The 23247-nt window shown below is 62.9% G+C and carries 20 protein-coding genes; 11 read left to right on the top strand and 9 right to left on the bottom strand.

Annotation, left to right across the window (positions count from 1 at the left end; all coding sequences use genetic code 11):
* Positions 1 to 14 precede the first annotated feature (14 nt).
* The 4 genes from paaK to paaZ are packed head-to-tail and all read left to right on the top strand — an operon-like array spanning position 15 to position 5212.
* Entirely contained in the window at positions 15 to 1325 is a 1311-nt protein-coding gene (gene paaK / locus ASD58_RS09780) for a phenylacetate--CoA ligase PaaK (protein ID WP_057260916.1), read from the top strand.
* 2 nt (positions 1326 to 1327) lie between these two features.
* Complete coding sequence (gene pcaF / locus ASD58_RS09775; protein WP_057260915.1) at positions 1328 to 2533, top strand: 3-oxoadipyl-CoA thiolase; 1206 nt, start codon at positions 1328 to 1330, stop codon at positions 2531 to 2533.
* 2 nt (positions 2534 to 2535) lie between these two features.
* On the top strand, positions 2536 to 3153 hold the full coding sequence (gene paaY / locus ASD58_RS09770; protein ID WP_373994443.1) for a phenylacetic acid degradation protein PaaY: 618 nt from the start codon (positions 2536 to 2538) through the stop codon (positions 3151 to 3153).
* Positions 3154 to 3166: 13 nt separating this feature from the next.
* On the top strand, positions 3167 to 5212 hold the full coding sequence (gene paaZ, locus ASD58_RS09765) for a phenylacetic acid degradation bifunctional protein PaaZ (RefSeq protein WP_057260914.1): 2046 nt from the start codon (positions 3167 to 3169) through the stop codon (positions 5210 to 5212).
* A gap of 42 nt (positions 5213 to 5254) precedes the next feature.
* Here paaZ and ASD58_RS09760 read toward each other — a convergent pair whose 3' ends face one another.
* Positions 5255 to 5536: a hypothetical protein gene (locus ASD58_RS09760; protein ID WP_057260913.1), complete on the bottom strand. Its 282-nt coding sequence runs from the start codon at positions 5534 to 5536 to the stop codon at positions 5255 to 5257.
* Positions 5511 to 5933 (bottom strand): hypothetical protein, encoded by a 423-nt coding sequence (locus tag ASD58_RS09755; protein ID WP_057260912.1) that lies wholly within the window; start codon positions 5931 to 5933, stop codon positions 5511 to 5513. Before ASD58_RS09755 ends, ASD58_RS09760 begins: the two co-directional genes overlap by 26 nt.
* A gap of 120 nt (positions 5934 to 6053) precedes the next feature.
* On the opposite strand from ASD58_RS09755, the gene ASD58_RS09750 reads away from it, so the two are divergent.
* Positions 6054 to 6500, top strand: coding sequence for a DUF2846 domain-containing protein (locus ASD58_RS09750; protein WP_057260911.1), 447 nt, complete (start codon positions 6054 to 6056; stop codon positions 6498 to 6500).
* Here the strand turns inward: ASD58_RS09750 and ASD58_RS09745 are convergent, their stop codons facing one another.
* The 4 genes from ASD58_RS09745 to ASD58_RS09730 all read right to left on the bottom strand — a co-directional run bounded on the left by ASD58_RS09745 (position 6501) and on the right by ASD58_RS09730 (position 13852).
* A complete protein-coding gene (locus ASD58_RS09745; protein ID WP_057260910.1) occupies positions 6501 to 7151 on the bottom strand; it encodes a PEP-CTERM sorting domain-containing protein in 651 nt (216 codons plus the stop codon).
* A gap of 110 nt (positions 7152 to 7261) precedes the next feature.
* The gene (locus tag ASD58_RS09740; protein WP_057260909.1) at positions 7262 to 8500 is read right to left on the bottom strand and encodes a Xaa-Pro peptidase family protein; all 1239 of its coding nucleotides are present in this window, start codon (positions 8498 to 8500) and stop codon (positions 7262 to 7264) included.
* 123 nt (positions 8501 to 8623) lie between these two features.
* A complete protein-coding gene (locus tag ASD58_RS09735) occupies positions 8624 to 11140 on the bottom strand; it encodes a M4 family metallopeptidase (RefSeq protein WP_057260908.1) in 2517 nt (838 codons plus the stop codon).
* A 198-nt stretch (positions 11141 to 11338) separates the two neighbouring features.
* A complete protein-coding gene (locus ASD58_RS09730) occupies positions 11339 to 13852 on the bottom strand; it encodes a M4 family metallopeptidase (protein WP_057260907.1) in 2514 nt (837 codons plus the stop codon).
* 348 nt (positions 13853 to 14200) lie between these two features.
* Between ASD58_RS09730 and ASD58_RS09725 the strand changes: the two genes are divergently transcribed.
* Genes ASD58_RS09725 through ASD58_RS09715 form a run of 3 tightly spaced genes read left to right on the top strand, consistent with a single transcriptional unit; the run spans position 14201 to position 15756 of the window.
* A complete protein-coding gene (locus ASD58_RS09725; RefSeq protein ID WP_057260906.1) occupies positions 14201 to 14863 on the top strand; it encodes a hypothetical protein in 663 nt (220 codons plus the stop codon).
* Between the two features lie 39 nt (positions 14864 to 14902).
* Entirely contained in the window at positions 14903 to 15280 is a 378-nt protein-coding gene (locus ASD58_RS09720) for a glyoxalase superfamily protein (RefSeq protein ID WP_057260905.1), read from the top strand.
* Positions 15281 to 15285: 5 nt separating this feature from the next.
* Entirely contained in the window at positions 15286 to 15756 is a 471-nt protein-coding gene (locus tag ASD58_RS09715; protein ID WP_057260904.1) for a hypothetical protein, read from the top strand.
* Between the two features lie 43 nt (positions 15757 to 15799).
* On the opposite strand, the gene ASD58_RS09710 is transcribed toward ASD58_RS09715, so the two are convergent.
* From ASD58_RS09710 to argH, 3 genes are all read right to left on the bottom strand, one after another.
* The gene (locus tag ASD58_RS09710; protein WP_082565326.1) at positions 15800 to 17500 is read right to left on the bottom strand and encodes a TRAP transporter large permease subunit; all 1701 of its coding nucleotides are present in this window, start codon (positions 17498 to 17500) and stop codon (positions 15800 to 15802) included.
* Positions 17497 to 18039 (bottom strand): TRAP transporter small permease subunit, encoded by a 543-nt coding sequence (locus ASD58_RS09705; RefSeq protein ID WP_057260903.1) that lies wholly within the window; start codon positions 18037 to 18039, stop codon positions 17497 to 17499. The genes ASD58_RS09710 and ASD58_RS09705 overlap by 4 nt, the downstream gene beginning before the upstream one ends.
* A gap of 164 nt (positions 18040 to 18203) precedes the next feature.
* The gene (gene argH / locus ASD58_RS09700) at positions 18204 to 19598 is read right to left on the bottom strand and encodes an argininosuccinate lyase (protein WP_057260902.1); all 1395 of its coding nucleotides are present in this window, start codon (positions 19596 to 19598) and stop codon (positions 18204 to 18206) included.
* Between the two features lie 63 nt (positions 19599 to 19661).
* Between argH and ASD58_RS09695 the strand changes: the two genes are divergently transcribed.
* The 3 genes from ASD58_RS09695 to ASD58_RS09685 all read left to right on the top strand — a co-directional run bounded on the left by ASD58_RS09695 (position 19662) and on the right by ASD58_RS09685 (position 23245).
* Complete coding sequence (locus ASD58_RS09695; protein WP_229209945.1) at positions 19662 to 20177, top strand: hypothetical protein; 516 nt, start codon at positions 19662 to 19664, stop codon at positions 20175 to 20177.
* Positions 20178 to 20299: 122 nt separating this feature from the next.
* Entirely contained in the window at positions 20300 to 21715 is a 1416-nt protein-coding gene (locus tag ASD58_RS09690; RefSeq protein WP_307177255.1) for a cyanophycinase, read from the top strand.
* Positions 21716 to 21781: 66 nt separating this feature from the next.
* Positions 21782 to 23245 carry a DUF4331 domain-containing protein gene (locus ASD58_RS09685; protein WP_057260901.1) on the top strand — a complete coding sequence of 488 codons (1464 nt, stop codon included), beginning with the start codon at positions 21782 to 21784 and terminating at the stop codon, positions 23243 to 23245.
* The last annotated feature ends 2 nt before the right edge of the window (positions 23246 to 23247 follow it).

The raw sequence follows: 23247 nt of genomic DNA, 5'->3' as shown, positions 1-23247 counted from the left end.
ATGGAGGTAGCACCGTGGTCCAACGCAATCCCGCCGCTTCCGACCTGGAGCCGATCGAGCGCGCCAGCCGCGACGAATTGCAGGCGCTCCAGCTTGAGCGGCTGAAATGGTCGCTGATGCACGCTTATGAGAACGTGCCGCATTACCGCAAGGCCTTTGACGAGAAGGGTGTGCATCCGGACGAGCTGAAGTCGCTGTCCGACCTGGCCAGGTTCCCGTTCACCGACAAGAAGACACTGCGCGACAACTATCCCTTCGGCCTGTTTGCCGTGCCGCGCGAGAAGGTCGTGCGCGTGCATGCTTCCAGCGGCACCACCGGTAAGCCGACCGTGGTCGGCTACACCCAGGGCGATATCGATATGTGGGCCGACGTGGTGGCGCGCTCCATCCGTGCCGCGGGCGGCCGCGCCGGCGATATGGTGCACATTTCCTACGGCTACGGCCTGTTCACCGGTGGTCTCGGTGCGCACAATGGCGCTGAGCGCCTGGGCTGCACCGTGATTCCGATGTCCGGCGGCCAGACCGAAAAGCAGGTGCAGTTGATCCAGGACTTCAAGCCTTCGATCATCATGGTGACGCCGTCCTACATGCTGAACATCGTGGAGGAATTCCAGCGCCAGGGCCTCGATTGCGCCAAATCCTCGCTGCAGGTAGGCATCTTCGGCGCCGAGCCTTGGACCAATGCCATGCGCGGCGAGATCGAACGGCGCGCCGGCATCGACGCGGTGGACATCTACGGCCTGTCGGAAGTGATCGGTCCCGGCGTGGCCAGCGAATGCATCGAATCGAAAGACGGCCCGGTGATCTGGGAAGACCATTTCTACCCGGAGATCATCGATCCGGAGACCGGGGAAGTACTGCCCGATGGCGAAGAGGGCGAGCTGGTGTTCACTTCCCTCAGCAAGGAAGCCATGCCGGTGGTCCGCTACCGCACGCGCGACCTCACGCGCCTGCTGCCGCCGACATCGCGCGCCATGCGCCGCATCGGAAAGATCACCGGCCGCTCCGACGACATGCTGATCATCCGCGGCGTGAATGTCTTCCCGACCCAGATCGAAGAACAGATCTGCAAGCTGCCCAGGCTTGAACCGCAATACCAGCTTGTGGTGACCCGCGACGGCCACCTCGACAAGCTGGAAGTGCTGGTGGAGCTGCGCGCCGGGCTGGCCCGTGCCGATGCCGGCGAGGTGGCGCGCGAACTGGAACAACGCATCAAGACCAATGTCGGCGTGAGCACGACCGTCACGCTGGTCGGCGTGGGCGGCATCGAACGCACCGCGACCGGCAAGGCCAAACGAGTAATCGATAAACGACCTAAGGAATAGTTATGACCGAAGCATTCATCTGCGACGCCGTTCGCACACCGTTCGGCCGCTACGGCGGCGCACTGGCAGGCGTGCGCGCCGACGACCTGGCGGCGATCCCGATCGCCGCCCTGATGGCACGCAATCCTTCCGTCGACTGGAAGCAGGTGGACGATGTCTACTACGGCTGCGCCAACGGCGCCGGCGAAGACAACCGCAATGTGGGCCGCATGGCCGGCCTGCTGGCTGGCTTGCCGGTGGAGGTGCCAGGCAACACCATCAACCGCCTGTGCGGCTCCTCGCTGGACGCCGTAGGCATCGCGGCGCGTGCCATCAAAGCGGGCGAAGCCCAACTTGTGATCGCCGGTGGCGTGGAGAGCATGACCCGCGCGCCTTTTGTGATGGGCAAGGCCGACAGCGCCTTTTCGCGCAGCGCGAAGATCGAGGACACCACCATCGGCTGGCGTTTCGTCAATCCGCTGATGAAGGCGCAGTACGGCATCGACTCCATGCCGGAGACGGCGGAAAACGTAGCAGAGCAATGGTCGGTCGCCCGTGCCGACCAGGATGCCTTCGCCATCCGCAGCCAGCAGCGCTGGGCCGCCGCCCACGCGGCCGGTTTCTTCAAGGGCGAGATCGTGCCGGTCACCATTCCGCAGAAGAAAGGCGACCCGAAAGTCATCGACACCGACGAACACCCGCGTCCCGACACCACCGTCGAGGCACTGGCCAAGCTGAAGGGCGTGGTCAAGCCGGATGGCACGGTCACTGCCGGCAATGCTTCCGGCGTCAACGACGGTGCCTGCGCGCTGCTGCTGGCGTCGGCCGCTGCGGTCGACAAATTCGGCCTGAAGCCGCGCGCCAAGGTGCTTGGCATGGCGACTGCCGGCCTGGCGCCGCGCATCATGGGCTTCGGTCCATCGCCGGCCAGCAAGAAGCTGCTGGCGCAATTGGGCATGACCATCGGGCAGATGGACGTGATCGAGTTGAACGAAGCCTTTGCTGCGCAAGGCCTGGCGGTGACCCGCGACCTGGGGCTCAAAGATGACGATGCGCGCGTCAACCCGAACGGGGGGGCTATTGCCATCGGCCACCCGCTGGGTGCTTCGGGCGCACGCCTGGTGACCACGGCGCTGAACCAGCTCGAACGCACCGGCGGCCGCTATGCGCTGTGCACCATGTGCATCGGCGTCGGCCAGGGTATTGCTCTCGTGATCGAGCGGGTCTGATCATGCCCTGCTACGAAATCAATGGCGTGCGGCCGGTGGTGCACCCGACCGCTTATGTGCACCCTAGCGCAGTGCTGGTCGGCGATGTGATCGTCGGGCCGCGCTGCTATGTGGCGCCGCTGGCATCCCTGCGCGGCGACTTCGGGCGCCTGATCCTGGAAGAAGGCGCCAATGTGCAGGATACCTGCGTGATGCACGGCTTCCCCGGCGGCGACACGGTCGTCGAGCAGGATGGCCATATCGGGCATGGCGCGGTACTGCATGGCTGCCGCATCGGCCGCAATGCGCTGGTGGGGATGAATGCGGTCGTGATGGATAACGCGGTCGTCGGTGCGGAAAGCATCGTCGGCGCCGCAGCCTTTGTCAAAGCCGGCATGCAAATTCCGCCGCGCAGCATGGTGGTCGGTGCGCCGGCCAAGATCCTGCGCCAGGTCAGCGACAGCGAGATCGCCTGGAAGACCCTGGGCACCGGCCAGTACCATGAGCTGGCCGTGCGTTCGATGCAAACGATGGTGGAGTGCCAGCCAGACAGCGAGGCGTCGCCTGGCCGCCAGCGCATGCAATGGGACACTTCGCTGCCGATGCACCTGCACAAGCAAGCATTCGAAAATAAATCGTAATCGGAGACTACAAATGGTACACACCCTGCAAAGCTTCATCGGCGGCCGTTGGCAAGGCAAGGAAGCGGCAACCGCGTTGCACAGCGCCCTGGATAACCGCGTCATCTACCACACCCACGCCGAAAAGCTGGACTTCGCCGAAGCCGTGCATTACGGCCGCAAGACCGGCATCCCGGCCCTCATGAAGCTGGACTTCCAGACTCGTGCCCAGCGCCTGAAAGCCCTGGCGATGTACCTGATGGAGCGCAAGGAGGAGCTGTATGCGATCTCGCACCTGACCGGCGCTACCCGCCCGGATAGCTGGGTTGACGTGGAAGGCGGCATTGGCACCCTGTTCGCTTACGCCAGCATGGGCAGCCGCGAGCTGCCGTCGTCGAACGTGCTGCACGAAGGCCCGGCCATGGCGCTGGGCAAGCGCGGCGGCTTCTCCGGCACCCACATCCTGGTGCCGCGCGGCGGCATCGCAGTGCACATCAACGCCTTCAACTTCCCGATCTGGGGCTTGCTGGAAAAGTTCGCGCCGTCCTTCCTGGCCGCCATGCCTTGCATCGGCAAGCCTGCCAGCGCGACGTCCTACCTGACCGAAGCCCTGATCCGCATGATCAACGAGTCCGGCCTGCTGCCGGAAGGTTCGCTGCAGCTCGTGATCGGCAGCACCGGCGACCTGCTGGACCGCCTGGGCGGCGCGGACGTGGTGACCTTCACCGGTTCCGCCGATACCGCCGCCAAGCTGCGCTCCAACCGCAACCTGATCGCCAACTCGGTGCCGTTCACCGCCGAAGCCGATTCGCTGAACTGTGCCATCCTGGCGCCGGACGTCACGCCCGAGGATCCCGAGTTCGACCTGTTCGTGAAAGAAGTTCAGCGCGAGATGACCACCAAGGCCGGCCAGAAATGTACCGCCGTGCGCCGTATCATCGTGCCGCGCGAGCGCGCCGATGCCGTGGCCGAAAAGCTGCGCGAGCGCCTGGCCAAGGTTGTGGTGGGCGACCCGTCGGTGGAAGGCGTGCGCATGGGCGCACTGGCCTCCAAAGACCAGCAACGCGACGTGGCTGAACGCGTGGCGCAGCTGGCGCAGGGCAACGAGATCCTGTTTGGCGGCGCGGGCGCCCTGAAACTGGTGGGCGAGGGTGTCGAAAACGGCGCCTTCTTTGCGCCAACCCTGCTGCTGTGCCGCGATGCCTTGAACAACGATGCGGTGCATAACGTGGAAGCCTTCGGCCCGGTCAGCACCATGATGACCTATGACTCGATCGACGAGGCGCTGGAACTGGCTGCACGCGGCAAAGGCTCCCTGGTTTCCTCGCTGATCACCAAGGACCCGGCCATCGCCGCCTACGCCGTACCGATCGCCGCTGCCTCGCACGGCCGCGTGCACGTGCTGGACCGGGAGTCCTCGGTCGATTCCACCGGCCACGGCTCGCCGCTGCCGCAACTGAAGCACGGCGGCCCTGGCCGCGCTGGCGGCGGCGAAGAGCTGGGCGGCATCCGCGCGGTGCGCCACTTCCTGCAGCGCGCTGCGGTGCAGGGCTCGCCGACCATGCTGACTGCCATCACCGGCGAATACGTGCGTGGCGGTGCCGTCAAGGAAGGCGATGTTCACCCGTTCCGCAAGTGCTTCGAAGACCTGGAGATCGGGGACTCCTTGCTGACCCATCGCCGCACCGTGAGCGAAGCGGACATCGTCAACTTCGGCGGCATTTCGGGCGACTACTTCTACATGCACTTCGACGAGATCGCGGCCAAAGATACCCAGTTCGGCAAGCGCATCGCCCATGGCTACTTCGTGCTGTCGGCAGCGGCCGGCCTGTTCGTGTCGCCGGCGCCGGGTCCAGTGCTGGCCAACTACGGCCTGGATAACCTGCGCTTCATTACTCCTGTAGCGATTGGCGACACCATCCGCGCCCGCCTGACCTGCAAGCGCAAGGTCGACCGCAACCGCACCGATGACAAGGGCCGCGGCCAGGGCGTCGTCGCGTGGGATGTGCAGGTGACCAACCAGAACGACGAACTGGTTGCCAGCTACGACATCCTGACACTGGTATCCAAGCGCGCCTGACGCTGCGACACGTTCCGGCAAGCGGTGCCGCCTGGGGCGCCGCTACAACATCACATACACGACGCCTGCAAACGCCAGGACGATCAGCGCCACGGCCGTCCACTTCAATTTGTAATGCCGCGCGTGGCAGCGCTGGCAGACCCGCATCTTCGCGCCGCCGCCGCTGGCCAGCGGCAGCTCCTCGTAGGTATTCCAGTTGATTTCAGCGGCACACAAGGCACAGGCGCCGCGTTCATTGCGCCTTCCGCCGCGCCACTGCCGCAGCCGGTCGGTCACCAGCGCCGCCACCAGCAGCGCACTAAATAGCAGGAACAGTATCTTCATTGTGCGCCGACTTTAGCACAAGCCAGCATGCGCTACCCGCCACCAGCCCCGCCAGGAACAGCATGGGGCCCAGCCGCACCAGATGGCGCGGCGAGTAGGCACAGGCCAGCAGCGGGAGGAACGCCAGGGCGGTCAACACTGCGCCGCCAATGAAGAAGCCGGGGCTGCGGATGCCGCGGCGAACGGCCAGCGTCATGGCGCCGGCATAGGGCAGGACCGAGGCTGCGAACGCCATGACCCATGCCAGTACCAGTGTCGCCAGCGGAAATCGGAACGTCTTGTCGCCGTTTACGACGAAGTCCCACAGCTCATTGCCGAAGACGAAAGTGACAGCGGCGCAGCTTACCGCAAGAAGGTGGGCGTACATGACGCGCTGCAGGGAAGTAGAGATGTCCATGGCCTGCACTGTAGCGAGCCAGTGTGCGGCGAGTATGAAGCGGGTGAGAAGTCGGCGATCCGTTGCCACCGCAACTGCGGGTGTTAAAATAAAAATCCATACTGCTGGCTAAGGTTCGTAATGAAATTTGTATCGCTGGCGGCCGTTGCCGCCATGGCCCTGCTCACGGGCTGCACTTCGGTATCGGGCACCAGGTTCGCGCAGCAGGAAGCTGTCATGCCAAAGCTGTCTGCCGACCATGGCCGCGTGTATTTTTACCGCGTTGATGCCCTCACCGGCGGCGGCATGAGTGCCCCGGTCAAGCTGGATGGGGAAGTGGTAGGCGACTCGCTGCCTGGCGGCTATTTCTATGTCGATGCCGCTCCGGGCAAGCATGAAGCATCCGCCGCCACCAGGGTCACCAGGAAACTCAACTTCGTCCTGGAGCCGGGAGAGACCAAGTACGTGCGCACCAAGGCCCAGTTTGAGGAGAGAGTCGGCCGCGTGGTGCCGGAACTGGTCAGCGCCGAAGAAGCCCGCAGGGAACTGCCTGCGTTGAACTTCACCGGCGCAGCAAAGGCCAACTGATCAAACGCGACGGCGGCATCGTGAAAGCTGCAGTGCCATGAAGCCGGCAGCCAGCAGCAGCGCGGTCGCTGGTTCAGGCACCTGGGCCACGCTCAGGTTGCCTTGCACCCCCACCAGCCAGTAGCTCGGCAAAGGTTCGCCGACACCCTGCCATTGGTACCATGCGTTGGAGCCGAAGCGGCCGGTGGACAGGAAGTCGATGAACGGATCATCGAGCTGGCCAAAGACGCCGCCGTAGACCCTTGTCACCTCGCCGCCAACGACATCGAAGCCAAGGTATTCCGAACCCAGCCCCCATACGTCCCATTCGGCAGGGGTACACACCATCGGGCCATAGCATGGGCCGCGGAAGCCTGCGAAATCGGTGAGGAAGGATTGGGGCAGCGACGGATCCCAGACCGAGTCGCCTACCTTGGCATGGAAGCCCAGCACTTTGCCAGGCTTGTTACCGCCATCGCTGCCAAGGATGCCGTCGTCGATCACGATGTTGGCGAAGTAGGTTGAGCCGATCACCGGTGGCGAGGTGAAAGTCTCAGGCGGCTGTCCGTTCAACAGGACATTGTCGACCACCATCTTGACCTGCAAGTTGATCGGTGTCGCGGATGCGCAGAACTGGATCAAACACAAGCAAACTGCAAGCACGTACTTCATCACCGCCTCCGTAGTTTTTTAATTCCGGAGGCAGGTTAGCATTTAACCCCGGTCGCGCAAAATCATGCGTTCCGGGGCCATTTCTCCCAGTGCAGCAAGGCTTTCAGGCGTTAAGCGGCGGCCCGCAAACCGAACGGATCGTCGATGGAATGCGAAGGCTTTGTGAACCAGCGCGGCCCGTCTTCCGCCATGTAGAAGTGGTCTTCGTGGCGCACGCCGAATTCACCCGGCACCACGATCATCGGCTCGTTGGAGAACGTCATGCCGACGTCCAGCGGGGTCTTGTCGCCACCCACCAGGTAGGGCCATTCGTGGATGTCGAGGCCGATGCCGTGGCCGGTGCGGTGCGGCAGGCCTGGCAGCTTGTATTCCGGCCCGAAACCGGCCGCCTGCAGCGAGCGGCGTGCGGCTTGGTCCACTTCTTCACATGGCACACCCAATTGGGCTGCTTCGAACGCGGCCAGTTGCGCCGCCTTTTCCGCATTCCACACCGCGCGCTGGCGTTCGCTCGCTTCGCCGTACACATAGGTGCGGGTGATGTCGGAAATGTAGTTGTGCAGCTTGCAGCCGGTATCGATCAGCACCGTGTCGCCTTGCTTCAGCGTCTGCACATACGACACGCCGTGCGGGAAGGAGCTGGCCACGCCGAACAGCACGATCACGAAATAGGAGCCGGCCGGCGCGCCGACCTTGCGGTGCGCCTTGTCGATGAATTCCGCTACCTCGGTGGTGGTGATGCCTTCGCGCAGGATGCTGGCGGTGGCGACATGCACGGCCAGGGTCATGTCCTTGGCGCGCTGCATGAGGGCGATTTCCGCTTTCGACTTGCGGGTGCGGCAGTGTGCGGTCACCGGGCGTGCGTTCTCCAGCGCATAGCCTTCGGCCAGCGGGCGGATGCCGTCGAAGATGAAGAAGGCGGCGCTTTCGTCGATGCCGATGCGCGGAGGCTGTGCGGCATTCGGCATAATGCCCATTTTTTTCAGGACCGCGATGAACAGGGCGTATGGACTTTCGTGCTCGTGCCAGCAGTTGACCGCGCCTTCCACCAGCATGAAGTCCTGCAGGGTATTTTCCTCGAACGCGGGGGCGATGTATTCCACTGCACCACGGGCCGGCAAGATGGCGCCGACCATGCGTTCGCTCGGGTACCACTTGGTGCCGGTGAAGTAGAGCAGGCTGGAACCTGCATTGATGTAGATGGCCGCGATGCCTTGCTGGCGCATGAAGGCTTGCGCCTTTTCGATGCGCGCCAGGTGCTCATCCTTGCCGATGGGCGTGGCGCCCGCCGTCATGTCCGACAGGGATGCCAATGCCTCTTCGATAGTCTTGCCGCCAATGCCAATGCCCATGCTGCCTCCTCAAAAACAAGGGGGACATCATAGCACCGCAAAGATGAAAAAAAGCCGGCTATGCAGCTATCGTATCCGGGGATGACGATAGCCGCATACCGGCGCTGATGATGAAACTGATGCTTATTGAACTTGCACGCTTACCTTGTCAACAACGAAGGAAGTCTGCAGCGAATAGTCTTCCGTCATGTTGAAGTGGATGCGCACAGTCTGGCCCTTGTACGGCAGCAGGTTGAAGGTGCGGATCTGGTAGCCGCTGGCAGGCATGGTGTTGTTGTAGGTCGCCAGGGTGCCCAGGGTGGTGCCGGAGCTGTTCTTCACGGACACGACCATCTTGTCGTACACGGTGCTGCCGCTTTCTGCAGTATCGATATGCAGCGCGAACGACAGGGTGGCCGAGGTTGCGGTCGACGGAATCGTCACGGTCTGGTACAGGGTTTCGGTAGCGGTGGTGCCGTTACCGCCCAACCATGCGAAGCGGCTGCCTTCGTAGGCCGTCTGGCCGCTGTAGTTGCCGATCACACCCGTGGTGCCAGCCCATGGCGAAGTGCCGGACTCGAACCCGCCGTTGACGATCAATTCGCTCTGCGGAGGAATCGTGCCCACGGTCAGGGTAGCGTTGTTCGAGGTGGCGGTCTTCGCTGGCGACGAGGAGTCGCTGACGATGGCCTTGAACACGGCGCCGTTGTCGGCCGTCTGCGCGGTGAACGAGTAGGTGGCCGAAGTGGCGCCCGAGATCTGGGTGCCGTTGCGGTACCACTGGTAGCTGTAAGGCGAGGTGCCGCCCGTCGCGCCGACGGTGAAGGTGGCAGTGCCGCCGGCAGCCACGGTCACGTTGTTCGGCTGGGTGGTGATCGACACGCCGCCCGGAGTGCCTTCGTCGACGTCGGCCCCAACGTTGATGGCTGCATAGGCACGCTTGACTGCGATCGATTCTGCGCTGCCCACGCCGTACAGCTGCTCCGCCATCGTGATCATCTTGGCGCGCGCATCGGCATAGTTGGTCGAGGCGGTGAACTTGGTGGTGTTGGCCTTGAACCAGATGCGGAATGCCTTGTCGCTGCCGATACCGGTCATGGCCAGCGGCTGCTTGTTCAGGTAGGAGCTGTACATCTCGCTCGAGGACGAGGAGTTGGAGCCGTTGGCCAGGAAATAGAACATGCGGTTGTTCGGGCCCGAGGAGTAGTGCACGTCGATATTGCCCAGGGTGCTGCTCCAGGCATCGCGCGATCCGCCGTCCTTGGATGGCTTCCACATCCAGCGCAGCGGCTGGCCGGACTTGCTGATTTCCTTGCCCATCATCCAGTCGTTGCCGGACGGGATGGTGGTGCCGGTGCCGCCGTTGCGGGCGTAGGCTTCCACCATTTCGCCGGTGATGTCGGAATTCGACTCATTCAGGCCGCCCGATTCGCCGGAGTAGGTCAGGTTGGAGGTGGCATCGGTCACGCCGTGGCCCATTTCGTGGCCGATCACGTCGATCGAGCCCAGGCTGTAGAAGCTTGAACCGTCGCCGATGTACATGCACTTGCAGCTTGGGTCGAAGAAGGCGTTGTCGTAGTTGTTGTCGACGTGGACGGCGATGTAGGTCGCGGTGTTGTTGCCGTCCAGCGAGGACCAGCCCATCACGTTCTTCAGCGTGTCGTAGGTGTTCATCAGGCCCCACAGCGCGTTCACTGCAGCGGTCTGGCCATTGGCGTTGGTGGTGCTGCCGCCGCTGATGTACTGCTGGCCGTCGCCCCAGGTGTTGGTGCTGTTGGTGTAGATCGAGCCTGGGCTTGGATTGTTGGCCGACGAGTGGTTGGCATTGGTGATCGCCATGCCGCCATAGGTGCCGCCGGTGCCGCGCGAGGAATCCAGCATCTTGTAGGTGGAGCCGGACAGGGTAGTGTTGATCGGCACGTCGCCGTTGTACTGGCTATGGCCGACGCCGACCACGGTCTGCAGGGCGTTCCACTGCTTGATTACGGCGCCGGTCTTGGCGCTGATCACGGTGTCGCGGAATACCGGACGGCCGTCCTTGTTCATGCGGGTCTTGACCAGGTAGGCCAGCTCGTAATGGTCGACCACATCTTCCACGTCCAGCGCGTTCAGGGCGCTTTCCGCCTTGTTGGCGGCGGCTGCGGTGCGCTGGGTCTTGACCACTGGCCAGATCAGCAGTTCGGCTTCCGGCTTGATGCGGTGCTGGTTGCCTGGCGTGCGCGAAACAGCGATGCGGATCGCTTCGTCGGCGCCGAAGGCGGCTGTGGTTTCGGGGACGCCCTTGCCGGCGGCCTTGGCGGCGCGCGAAGCGTCCAGGCCATCGCGGCGGTCGGAGGCCGACTCGCTGACGATATTGCCGTTTTCATCGGTGACAACGACGGACTCGGAACCGAACACGCGCAGGCCCTGGAAGGTGTGGTCGGCGCGCACGATGCGCTGGCCGTTGGCACCCGGGTGCTGTTCGCGCAGCTTGTATCCGTGCTCGCTATCCAGGCCGGCTGCGGCGCGCAGCGAGTCCAGGCGCGATACCAAGTTCGCCTTGGCTTCAACGCTCATCGGCTGAGCTGGAGAGGCCATCAGGGTATCGGGCAGGACGCCTGCGAATGCAGGGGCGAACGAGGCGGCAACGGCTGCGGCCAACAGGCTTTTGCGAAGTTTCATCGACTCTCCTTGGGGAACTTGGGTTGGTGGGAGAGACGACGTTATGCCTGTTTTTTGTGCAAGTCAAAAAACTTATGAAATGAGTCAGTTTTACAGATTTTGTATATTTTTAGACAATAGATTACATATCCATAGTCACAAAAAATAACGGGGCGCGGCCCTGAAAGCCGCCCCCCGTTCTGTCCTGCCTACTGCGGATTACTGGACTTGCAGGCTGACTTTATCCACCACGAAGGAAGTCTGCAGCGACGAGTCTTCGGTCATGTTGAAGTGCAGGCGCACAGTCTGGCCCTTGTACGGCAGCAGGTTGAAGCTGCGGATCTGGTAACCGCTGGCGGCGTTCGCGTTGGAGTAGCTTGCCAGGGTGCCCAGGGTGGTGCCGGAGCTGTTCTTCACGGTCACGACCAGCTTGTCGTAGGCGGTGCTGCCCGATTCCGCGGTGTCGATATGCAGCGCGAACGAGAAGTTCGCCGACGTAGCGGTCGATGGGATGGCCACGCTCTGGTACAGGGTTTCGGTAGCGGTGGTGCCGTTACCGCCCAGCCATGCGAAGCGGGTGCCTTCGTATGCGGACTGGCCGCTGTAGTTGCCGATCACGCCGGTGCTGCCAGCCCATGGGGAGGTGCCGGACTCGAAGCCGCCGTTGACTACCAGCTCGGATTGCTGGGTAGTGCCCACGGTCAGGGTGGCGTTGTTCGAGGTTGCGGTCTTCACTGGCGACGAGGAGTCGGTGACCACGGCGTTGAACACGGCGCCGTTGTCGGCGGTCTGCGCGGTGAACGAGTAGGTAGCCGAAGTGGCGCCCGAGATCTGGCTGCCGTTGCGGTACCACTTGTAGCTGTAAGGCGAGGTGCCGCCCGTTGCGCCAACGCTGAAGGTCGCGGTGCCGCCGGCAGCCACGGTGATGTTGTTAGGCTGGGTGGTGATCGACACGCCGGTGCCGCCAGCTTCGTCCACGTCGGTGCCGACGTTAATTGCAGCGTATGCGCGCTTGACTGCGATCGATTCCTTGCTGCCTACGCCGTACAGTTCTTCCGCAGCCTGGATGGTCTTGGTGCGTGCATCAGCATAGTTGGTGGACGCGGTGAACTTGGTGGTGTTGGCCTTGAACCAGATGCGGAATGCCTTGTCGTTGCCGATACCGGTCATCGCCAGCGGCTGCTTGGTCAGGTACTGGCTGTACATCTCGCTGGAGGACGAGGAGTTCGAACCCTGGGACAGGAAGTAGAACATGCGGTTGTTCGGGCCCGAGGAGTAGTGCACGTTCAGGTTGCCCAGGGTGCTGCTCCAGGCGTCCTTGGACGAGCCGTCCTTGGATGGCTTCCACATCCAGCGCAGCGGCTGGCCGGACTTGCTGATTTCCTTGCCCATCATCCAGTCGTTGCCGGATGGGACGGTGGTGCCGGTGCCGCCGTTGCGGGCATAGGCTTCCACCATTTCGCCGGTGATGTCAGAGTTCGACTCATTCAGGCCGCCCGATTCGCCGGAGTAGGTTAGGTTGGAAGTGGCATCGGTCACGCCGTGGCCCATCTCGTGGCCGATCACGTCGATCGAACCCAGGCTGTAGAAGCTGGAGCCGTCGCCGATGTACATGCACTTGCAGTTCGGGTCGAAGAAGGCGTTGTCGTAGTTGTTGTCGACGTGGACGGCGATGTAGGTCGCGGTGTTGTTGCCGTCCAGCGAGGACCAGCCCACCACGTTCTTCAGCGTGTCGTAGGTGTTCATCAGGCCCCACAGCGCGTTCACTGCGGCGGTCTGGCCGTTGGCGTTGGTGGTGCTGCCGCCGCTGACGTACTGCTGGCCGTCGCCCCAGGTGTTGGTGCTGTTGGTGTAGATCGAACCGGCCTGCGGGTTGGATTCCGGCGAGTGGTTGGCGTTGGTGATCGCCATGCCGCCGAAGGTGCCGCCGGTGCCGCGGGTCGCGTCCAGCATCTTGTAGGTGGAGCCGGACAGGGTGGTCTGGATCGGCACGTCGCCGTTGTACTGGCTGTGGCCAACGCCGACCACGGACTGCAGTGCGTCCCACTGTTTGATCACGGCACCGGTGGTGGCGTTGATCACGGTGTCGCGGAATACTGGACGGCCATCCTTGTTCATGCGGGTCTTGACCAGGTAGGCCAGCTCGTAGTGGTCGACCACGTCTTCCACGTCCAGCGCGTTCAGTGCGCTTTCAGCCTTGTTGGCGGCAGCGGCGGTGCGCTGGGTCTTGACCACTGGCCAGATCAGCAGTTCGGCTTCCGGCTTGACACGGTGGGTTTTGCCGCTGGTGCGCGAGACGGCGATGCGGATCGCTTCGTCGGCGCTGAAGGCTGCGGTGGTTTCTGGAGCGCCCTTGCCGGAAGCCTTGGCCGAGCGATGTGCATCGAGGCCATTGCGGCGGTCGGAAGCGGACTCGCTGACGATGTCGCCGTTGTCATCGGTCACGACCACGGATTCGGAGCCGAACACGCGCAGGCCCTGGAAGGTGTGGTCGGCGCGCAGGATGCGCTGGCCGTTGGCACCCGGGTGCTGTTCACGCAGCTTGTAACCATGTTCGCTATCGAGGCCGGCAGCGGCGCGGCGGGACTCCAGGCGCGACACCAGGTTGGCCTTGGCTTCCAGGCTCATCGGCTGGGCCGGTGCGGCCATCATGGTTTCTGGCAGAACGCCTGCAAATGCGGGGGCGAAAGAGGCGGCTACTGCTGCAGCCAGCAGGCTTTTGCGAAGTTTCATCAGCTCTCCTATGAGCGTTGGGGTTGTTGGGAGAGCCGGAAGTTATGCCTGTTCTTTATGCAAGTCAAAAAAGTTGCGAAATAAGTCGCTTCTACACTTTTTGTTCAGTTTTAGACATTTGATTACATTTATGTGGTTATCGAACTAGCCGGCCTCGCGACCAAATGGCGCACGATTGGCGCGATTTGTAGGGAAGTTACAACGAAATAGAGGGGTTTTTCTAGTTTCGTGTTGGACGCAACACAAATATGTATCTAATTGTCACACTCATGTTGCACTAGTTGAATTTTGCGTTTTACACTAGCCCGTCATTTGTTTGACGTACCACTTAGTGAGGGCGCATCACTCATGTTGTCTATATCTACGAAAGTCGAAAGGATCGTCACGGAGTCGCCCTTCCTGAGCGAAGGACTGCGTCGTGGCTTGATCAACCTGTCGGAACTGGCGCGCCAGCTGCAACCGCAGCTCCAGAACGACCTGTGGAAGCCTGTCGGCCAGGCGGCCGTGGTCATGGCCTTGCGGCGCGTGGCCGGACGCCTGCCGGACAAGGATGCACAGGAACTGGTACTGGCCCAGCAGTCCGGCCAATTGACCGCACGCACCGATCTTGTCGAGTTCACGTTCCGCCGTTCGGACCGCATCGATGAATGCCACCGCCAGTTGCTGGAGCGTTCGGGCACCGGCCACGGCCTGTACCTGACCGTGACCCGCGGCAGCGAAGAAGTGGTGGTGATCTGCAGCCGTCCGTTCATCGGGCTGGTCGAACAGATCTTCGCCGGCGAACGCCTGCTGGCGCGGCTGGAGAACCTGAATGCCGTCACGCTGCAGCTGACTGCCGATTCCTGGCGCACGCCGGGCATCTACCACGCCATCCTGAAGAAGCTGGCATGGGACAAGGTCAACCTGATCAACCTGATCTCGACCCACACCGAGCTCACCCTGCTGCTGGAGAAGGAACACACAGGCGCCGCCTTCAGCGTCCTCTCCAACATGATCGCGCACAAGCACTGATGTACACTCCCCTGTAGGGCAAACCTACAGGGAGTCAGCATGGGCTTGAAAGACACGCAGCGGGTAGTGCCGGCATTGCGGGTGGCGAGCTACGCCGCCAGCAAGCCTTTCTATGAGTCGCTTGGCTTTCGCGAGGAGTGGACGCACCACTTCGAGCCGGGCATGCCGAGCTTTGCCTCGATGATGCTCGATGGCATGGAAATTTTCTTATCGGAACATTCGGGCGACTGCCAGCCCGGCGGGCTGGTACACTTTTATGTTCCGGACGTCGATGCCCTGTATGACGACTTCCTGGAGTACGGCGTGAACGTCGAGCAAGCGCCGAACAATGACCTGGGAGCGGACCTGCGTGTCATGTCCGTTCTCGATCCAGACAATAACCGGCTCAAATTTTTGACCCAGACCCATTGGGAGTAAGCGCAATGAAGAAAGCGCTGTTGTTCGCAGTCCTTGGCATGGCCGCCGCATCGCAGGCCGGCGCGCAGGGGCTATTCAAGTGCACGGTGGATGGCAAGGTAACTTACCAGTCCATGCCGTGTCCCAAAATCGGCGCAGCCATCGACTATCCGCCGCCGCCCACTGCCGCCCAGGTGAAAGCTGCCCAGACGCGTGCGCAGGAAGACCGCGAGCGCGCCGACGAACTGGCCGCGCGCAACCGCGAAGCGCGCGAGAAGAAAGCCAAGGAAGATTCAGAGGCAGCGCGCGACGTTGCTGCCAGCAAGCCCGCGCCAAAACAGAGCTGCGATTCGCTGCGCACCCGCCGCGAAGAGCTGTACGGCCAGCGCAACGAAAACCGCCGCAATTCCCAGCTCGATGCGATGTCCAGGACCCAGAACGATATCGACAAGCTGGAATCCGAGTACACCAAGAACGCCTGCGGCCCGCTGGACTGATCCAGCCAGGTGTGCCGGCGCAGCCTGCGCCGGCACGTAGCCATCATTTTTTCTTCTCTTCTTCCGGCTGCGAGAAGTTCAGCTCGGGCTGCTGTTCGTCGTCCTGCTTTTGCGCTGGCAGCGAATCCGGCAGCGCCGGCTGCTCGATGCGCAGGTCGCCCGATTCGACTTTACCGCCCGTGCTGCGGTCGAGGAAGGCAGTAACGGTTTGCGGCAGCGCAGCCACCAGCAGCACCATCAGCATTTGCAGGCCAACCCACGGCAAGGCGCCCCAGTAGATATCCGAAGACTTCACTTCCTTCGGCGCCACGCCGCGCAGGTAGAACAGTGCGAAGCCGAACGGCGGATGCATGAACGAGGTTTGCATGTTCACGCACAGCATCACGCCGAACCACACCAGGGCCGCCGATGCCGCCGCTTCCGGGCTGCCCATCAGCGGCTCCAGTTGCGGCGCCAGCACCTTCTGCGCCACTGGGGCCAGCATCGGCACCACGATGAAGGCGATTTCGAAGAAGTCGAGGAAGAAGGCCAGGAAGAACACAAACAGGTTCACCACCAGCAGGAAGCCGATCCAGCCGCCCGGGATGCCGTTGAACAGGTGCTCGACCCACAGGCCGCCATCCACGCCCTGGAACACCACCGAGAAGCAGGTGGAGCCGATCAGGATGAACACCACCATCGCGGTCAGGCGCATGGTGGACTGGTAGCTAAGCTGGATCAGTTCGCGCAGCGGCTTGATATGGCTGGCGCGGAATACCACCCAGGCCACGCATACGTACAGCACCGCCAGCGTCACCTGCACGGCAGGCTTGGTGCCCGGGACCAGCGCCCCCACCAGCGCTGCGCACAGCAGCGCCGCCATGCCGACGCGGAAGAAGATCTTGTCGGCGCCCTGGAATTCCGGACGGCGGATCGCCGCCAGGATCACCGCGCCCAGCGCACCCATGGCGCCCGACTCGGTTGGCGTGGCCACGCCCAACATCATGGTGCCGAGCACCATGAAGATCAGCACGGCGGCCGGTACGATGCCCTGCAGGCACTGCTTCCACAGCGCCCAGCCGCGCGGGCCCAATTCGTTCTGCGGCGCTGGCGGCAACCATTCCGGCTTCACGCGCGACAGGATGAAGGTGTACAGCGCGAACAGGCCGATCTGCACCAGCGAAGGACCCCAGGCACCCAGGTACATGCTGCCCACGTCGGCGGCTGCGGTCGGGGTCTTGAGCTGGTCGGCCAGCACCACCAGTACCAGGGACGGCGGCACCAGTTGCGTAATGGTGCCGGAAGCGGCCAGCACGCCGGTGGCGTAGCGCATGTGGTAACCGTAGCGCATCATCACCGGCAGCGAGATCATGGCCATGGCGATCACCTGCGCCGCCACGGTGCCGGTGATCGCGCCGAGGATGAAGCCGACGATGATCACCGAGTAGCCCAGGCCCCCGCGCACGCCGCCGAACAGGCGGCCCATGGAGTCGAGCATGTCCTCCGCCAGACGGCACTTTTCCAGTACCGCGCCCATGAAGGTAAAGAAGGGGATCGCCAGCAGCAGGTCATTGGCCAGCACGCTGCCGAAAATCCGTTGCGGCACCGCTTGCAGGAAGGGCACGCCGAAGAAGCCTTCGGCAATCGCGATAAAGCCGAAGAACAGGCCGACCGCCAGCAGCGAGAACGCTACCGGAAAGCCCACCAGCATGAATACGACCAGGCCGCCGAACATCAGCGGCGGCATCATCTCCAATGGAATCATTGCACTGGCCTTTCGTATTTGCTGTCCAGCAGGGCCTGGCCGGTGAGGTGGGCAATGCGTTTGATCAGCTCGGACAGGCCTTGCAGCGTGAGCAGGGCAAAGCCGATAGGTACCACGAATTTGATCGGCCAGCGCGGCAGGCCGCCGGCGTTGCTTGATTGTTCCATGATGGCCCAGGACGGCAGGAACAGCGATTCCCACGACAGCCAGGCAAACAGGATGCAGGCTGGGAACAGGAAGAAGATGATGCCGAAGACGTCGATCCACAATTGCTTGCGTTCGGAGACGTGGCCGTAGACCAGGTCGACACGCACGTGTTCATTGCGCTGGAAGGTGTAGCTGGCGCCAAGCATCACGGCGGCGCCAAACAGGTACCACTGCATTTCGAGCAGGGCGTTGGAACTCCAGTCGAAGCCATAACGGATCATGGCATTGGAGGCGCTGATGAAACAGGAGGCCAGTATCATCAGGTTGGCCAACTGTCCGCAGCGGTAGCTGATGCGGTCCAGCCAGCCGGAAAGGCGGAGGAATCCTTGCATTACTTGTCTCCATAGTTGGAATAGTTATTGCAAGGATATTAGCGGATTCTGCGCGCGGCGAAAACCGGTAAACCAGTGTCAGACCCGCGGGGTCTGACACTTGACACGCGGCCGCTGCTGGCATTGGTGTCCGGCCCTGCGGGTCAGACACCGGGTTACCGGTTTTAGGCCAACTGCCCCCGCACGCGCGCAATCGCCATGCGCACCTGGTTCGGCGCAGTACCGCCAACGTGGTCACGCGCCGCCACCGAGCCTTCCAGCGTCAGCACCGCAAACACATCCTCGCCTACCAGCGGCGAGAACGCCTGCAGTTGTTCCAGCGACATTTCGGCCAGGTCGATCTTCAAGTCGTCGCAGGCGCGCACGGCATGCGCCACCGCTTCGTGCGCATCGCGGAATGGCAAGCCTTTCTTCACCAGGTAGTCGGCCAGGTCGGTCGCGGTGGCGTAACCCTGCAGTGCAGCCGAACGCATGGCTTCCGGCTTGACGGTAATGCCGCCGGCCATGTCGGCGAAAATGCGCAAGGTATCGACCACGGTATCGACGGTGTCGAACAGCGGTTCCTTATCTTCCTGGTTGTCCTTGTTGTAAGCCAGCGGCTGGCCCTTCATCAGGGTCAGCAGGCCCATCAGGTGGCCGTACACACGGCCGGTCTTGCCGCGCGCCAGTTCCGGCACGTCCGGGTTTTTCTTCTGCGGCATGATCGAGGAGCCGGTGCAGAAGCGGTCGGCGATGTCGATAAAGCCAACGCGTGGGCTCATCCAGATGATCAGCTCTTCCGACATGCGCGACACGTGCATCATCACCAGCGACGCCGCAGCGGTGAATTCGATCGCGAAGTCGCGGTCCGACACCGCATCCAGCGAGTTGTGGCACACGTCGTCGAAGCCCAGGGTCTTGGCAACGCGCAGGCGGTCGATCGGGAAGGTGGTGCCGGCCAGTGCGGCGGCGCCCAGCGGCAGGCGGTTCACGCGCTTGCGGCAATCCTGCATGCGTTCGACGTCGCGGCCGAACATTTCAACATAAGCCAGCATGTGGTGGCCGAAGGTGATCGGCTGCGCCACCTGCATGTGGGTGAAGCCAGGCAGGATCACGTCGGCGTTCTTCTCGGCCAGGTCGACCAGGGCGCCGCGCAGCTGCTGCAGCAGGCCGGTAATGTCGTCGATGGCGGAACGCACGTACAGGCGGATGTCGGTGGCCACCTGGTCGTTGCGGGAGCGGCCGGTGTGCAGGCGCTTGCCGGCGTCGCCAACCAGTTCGGTCAGGCGCTTTTCGATATTCAGGTGCACGTCTTCCAGGTCGAGCTGCCATTCGAACTGGCCGCCGTCGATTTCGGCGCTGACCTGGGCCAGGCCCTTCTGGATCGCAGCCAGGTCGGCGGCCGGGATGATGCCTTGCGCAGCCAGCATGTCGGCGTGGGCCAGGGAACCTTCGATATCGGCCTTGGCCATGCGCTTGTCAAAAAACACCGAGGCGGTGTAACGTTTCACGAGGTCGGAAACAGGTTCGGAGAAACGAGCGGACCAGGCTTCCGCCTTCTTGGAGAATTGATCTGTCATAGTGGCTTTTGCGGTGAGATTTGCACGGGAAATTCAAACGATTATAAATTAGTAGGAGAGTCAATGAAGAAGTTAGCAAGTTTGCTACTGTTGGTGCTGGCCAGCGGTAGTGCGTTCGCGCAGGGCGCGCGCCCGTCCGACGTGGCATCCGTGGACGGCATCGTGGCCGCCCTGTACGACACCATCTCCGGCCCGGCCGGCAAGGCGCGCGACTGGGACCGCCTGCGTTCCCTGTTCCGCAACGACGGCCGTATGGTGGTGCACAGCACCGGCAAGGATGGCGCGATCAACACCCGCGTACTGTCGCTGGAAGACTACATCACCCGCGTGACGCCGGTGTTCGCGAAGGAGGGCTTCTACGAGTCCGAACTCGCGCGCAAGGGCGAGGAATATGGACAGATTGCCCAGGTTTTCAGCACCTATGAAGCGCGCCATGCCCCGGCGGACAAGCCTTTTGTGCGCGGCATCAATTCCATCCAGCTGGTCAATGACGGCACGCGCTGGTGGATTTTGCAACTCCTGTGGCAGCCGGAGGGAGAAAAGACCCCGCTGCCGGAGCGCTACCTGAAGGCGCAATAACACCGTGTGGCAGGACGCACGAAAGGGTTTTACTCCGCCGTTGCGTCCGGCTACACTGTCGGAAAGGTATTACCCAGATGTCTAGCAGCGATGCCAGTGAGCAAGCAGAACAGGAGGCCATCGTGAAGCTGTACTCCCCCGCCGGCCTGGCCCGTTTGGGCCTGGCCTTGCTAGCCGCATGCGGCCTTCCGATCCATGCCCGCGAAGCGCCGCCCAAGAACCCCATTCCTGCCCGCACCAGTACCACGCCGCCGCCGGACGCGCCGTCCAGGCCTCCCACTGCGCCGCCTTTGACACCACCGCTGCCCGATACGGCTGCCCCGGTGCGCATCGTGGCCGGCGCCAGTGCGACTGTCAGCGGCGGCTCGGCGGCGATCGCCCCTTCGCCGGTTGCGTCACACCAGGGATCCCTGGTCATCATCGGCGGCGGCCTGCGCGGGGACAATGCGGACGTTTGGCAGCGCGTGGTGAAGCTGGCCGGCGGCAAGGGCTCGCGCATCGCAGTTTTCCCATCGGCGGCCGGCAATCCGGAGCGTTCGGCCCAGACCATCATCGGCTACCTGCGCAAGTGGGGCGCGGATGCCTTCCTGGTGCCGGTTGCCGTGCGCCTGGCCGGCAGCGACTACAAGAAGAATGCGGACGACGCCGCGCTCGCGAAAAAGATCCGCGAGTCGGACGGCGTCTATTTCGCCGGCGGCGACCAGGGGCGCATTACCAAGGCGCTGCTGCGCGAGGACGGCACCCAGACCGCAGTGCTGGAGGCGGTGTGGGATGTGTATCGCCGTGGCGGCGTGGTTGCCGGCTCCTCGGCCGGTGCGGCCATCATGAGCAGTACCATGTTCGCGAATCCCAAGGCGGTATTGTCGATGCTGCAGACCGGCATTGCCGACGGCCGTGAACTGGGCCCTGGCCTTGGCTTCATCGGCGACGACGTGTTCGTGGACCAGCACCTGCTGGTGCGGGGCCGCTTTGCGCGCATGATTCCGGCCATGCTGGCCAAGGGCTACCAGATCGGGCTTGGCATCGACGAAGACAGCGCCATGGTGGTGAATGCCCAGCGCGAGGTGGAGATCATCGGCTATAAAGGCGCACTGCTGATCGACCTGTCGCGCGCCGAATGGGACAAGGAAGCGCCGCATTTCGGCGTGCGCAATGCCGTGATCAGTTATCTCGACCGCGGCGACAAGTTCAATATCGGCACCCATATGTTCATGCCGTCCAACGACAAGGCCGGCGGCCGCATCGACCCCACGCGCACGCTTGGGCGCGGCGCTGTGTTCAGCAATGATGTGCTGGGCAATAGCGCGGTAATCGACCTGATGGAACGCCTGATCGACAGCAACCAGGAAGAAGCGATCGGGATCGCCAGCGGCAACCCGCGCGCCAGCGGAACCGAAGTCGGCTTCGAATTCCGCTTCACCAAGACGGCTGACACGGTGGGCTACGTGTCCAGCGTGGCTGAAGCGTATTCGGTGCTGAACATCCGCCTGGATATCAGGCCTATCGAAATCACGCGGCCGCTATACAAATATAAATGAGGATTTGAATCCGGCGGCGAATCCGCCGCGTATATGCCATGGCAACCAACCACACGGGAGGAAACCATGGCACTCATCAAGCAAGCTGCTGTCCAGTTAGCCCTGCTGTCGGCCCTGGCGCCGGCGGCGCAGGCGTCCAGCCACCGCGAAGCACCGTTCATCACACGTCAACCCAAGGTCGACGGGACAGACTTCTACCTGTTCCGTAGCTACGAGCCGGGCCGCGAGCAATTCGTGACCCTGATCGCCAACTACGTGCCTTTGCAGGATGCATATGGCGGACCGAATTTCTTCACCATGGATCCGGATGCGCTGTACGAGATCCATATCGATAACAACGGCGATGCGCGGGAAGACCTGACTTTCCAGTTCCGCTTCACCAACACGTTCAAGAATGCCGCGTTCACGGTGGGCGGCAAGAAGGTGCCGATTCCGCTGGTGATCAATGGCGGGCCGGTCAACGACGTCAATGCCGCCGGCCTGAATGTGCGCGAGACCTACACGGTGGACGTGGTGCGCGGCGACCGGCGCGGCGTGCGGCAGCCGGTGCGCATGGCGGGCAACGGCGCCACGGTGTTCGACAAGCCGATCGACAATATCGGCAACAAGTCGATTCCCGATTACGCGGGGTATGCGGGCAAGCACGTGTACGCCGTGAATATTCCCGGCTGCGCGGTGCCGGGGCGCATGTTTGTCGGGCAGCGCAAGGATTCGTTCGTGGTCAACCTGGGCGAGACTTTTGACTTGATCAACATCAAGGCGCCGGCGGTGGAATTCCTTGCCAATGCGGAGAAGAATGCGCGCGATGACCTGGACGACAAGAACGTAACGTCGATAGAACTGGAGGTGGCTGCATCCTGCCTCACCTCCGGCACGGAGGCGGTGATCGGCGGCTGGACCACGGCCAGCCTGCGGCAGGGGCGTTTGCTCAATCCAAACGGCGGCTCGAAGGAGGGCGGCGCGTGGACGCAGGTGTCGCGGCTCGGCATGCCGCTGGTGAACGAGGTGGTGATCGGCCTAAAGGACAAGGACCGCTTCAACCATAGCAAGCCTGTGCAGGACGGCCAGTTCGCGGATTATGTGACCAACCCGACCTTGCCGGCGCTGGTGGAAGTACTGTTCGGCAGCGCGGGCGCCAAGGCGCCCACCAACTTCCCACGCAACGACCTGGTAACAACCTTCCTTACCGGCGTGCCGGGATTGAACCAGCCTTCGCATGTGAAGGCATCCGAAATGCTGCGCCTGAATACCTCGATTGCGCCGGTTGCCAAGGGGGCTCAGAAGCGGTTGGGTGTGATCGATGGCGACAACGCTGGCTTCCCGAATGGACGCCGGCCGGGCGATGACGTGGTGGATATTGCCTTGCGCGTGGTGATGGGTAAGCTGTGCACGCTGAATATCGGCTGCGCGCCTGCCGATGCGCCAGCCGGCGCGATTCGCTTCACCGATGGCGCCTACCTGGACGACAGCTACTTCAGCGCCGGCTTCCCTTACCTGAAAACGCCGATTGCCGGCTCGCCGCAGCAATAGGA

The organism is Duganella sp. Root1480D1 (assembly GCF_001427305.1).
Classification (GTDB): Bacteria; Pseudomonadota; Gammaproteobacteria; order Burkholderiales; family Burkholderiaceae_D; genus Rugamonas.
Note: the sequence above shows the minus strand (reverse complement) of the source record. Positions and strands in the feature narration are given on the sequence as shown.

Coding starts and splice junctions, on each gene's coding strand:
- ASD58_RS09705 (WP_057260903.1), bottom strand. CDS start 18,039: ATGCAAGGATTCCTCCGCCTTTCCGGCTGGCTGGACCGCATCAGCTAC.
- ASD58_RS09710 (WP_082565326.1), bottom strand. CDS start 17,500: ATGATTCCATTGGAGATGATGCCGCCGCTGATGTTCGGCGGCCTGGTC.
- argH (WP_057260902.1), bottom strand. CDS start 19,598: ATGACAGATCAATTCTCCAAGAAGGCGGAAGCCTGGTCCGCTCGTTTC.
- ASD58_RS09685 (WP_057260901.1), top strand. CDS start 21,782: ATGGCACTCATCAAGCAAGCTGCTGTCCAGTTAGCCCTGCTGTCGGCC.
- ASD58_RS09720 (WP_057260905.1), top strand. CDS start 14,903: ATGGGCTTGAAAGACACGCAGCGGGTAGTGCCGGCATTGCGGGTGGCG.
- ASD58_RS09695 (WP_229209945.1), top strand. CDS start 19,662: ATGAAGAAGTTAGCAAGTTTGCTACTGTTGGTGCTGGCCAGCGGTAGT.
- ASD58_RS09755 (WP_057260912.1), bottom strand. CDS start 5,933: ATGGACATCTCTACTTCCCTGCAGCGCGTCATGTACGCCCACCTTCTT.
- ASD58_RS09745 (WP_057260910.1), bottom strand. CDS start 7,151: ATGAAGTACGTGCTTGCAGTTTGCTTGTGTTTGATCCAGTTCTGCGCA.
- ASD58_RS09715 (WP_057260904.1), top strand. CDS start 15,286: ATGAAGAAAGCGCTGTTGTTCGCAGTCCTTGGCATGGCCGCCGCATCG.
- pcaF (WP_057260915.1), top strand. CDS start 1,328: ATGACCGAAGCATTCATCTGCGACGCCGTTCGCACACCGTTCGGCCGC.
- paaZ (WP_057260914.1), top strand. CDS start 3,167: ATGGTACACACCCTGCAAAGCTTCATCGGCGGCCGTTGGCAAGGCAAG.
- ASD58_RS09750 (WP_057260911.1), top strand. CDS start 6,054: ATGAAATTTGTATCGCTGGCGGCCGTTGCCGCCATGGCCCTGCTCACG.
- ASD58_RS09730 (WP_057260907.1), bottom strand. CDS start 13,852: ATGAAACTTCGCAAAAGCCTGCTGGCTGCAGCAGTAGCCGCCTCTTTC.
- ASD58_RS09725 (WP_057260906.1), top strand. CDS start 14,201: ATGTTGTCTATATCTACGAAAGTCGAAAGGATCGTCACGGAGTCGCCC.
- ASD58_RS09760 (WP_057260913.1), bottom strand. CDS start 5,536: ATGAAGATACTGTTCCTGCTATTTAGTGCGCTGCTGGTGGCGGCGCTG.
- ASD58_RS09740 (WP_057260909.1), bottom strand. CDS start 8,500: ATGGGCATTGGCATTGGCGGCAAGACTATCGAAGAGGCATTGGCATCC.
- ASD58_RS09735 (WP_057260908.1), bottom strand. CDS start 11,140: ATGAAACTTCGCAAAAGCCTGTTGGCCGCAGCCGTTGCCGCCTCGTTC.
- paaY (WP_373994443.1), top strand. CDS start 2,536: ATGCCCTGCTACGAAATCAATGGCGTGCGGCCGGTGGTGCACCCGACC.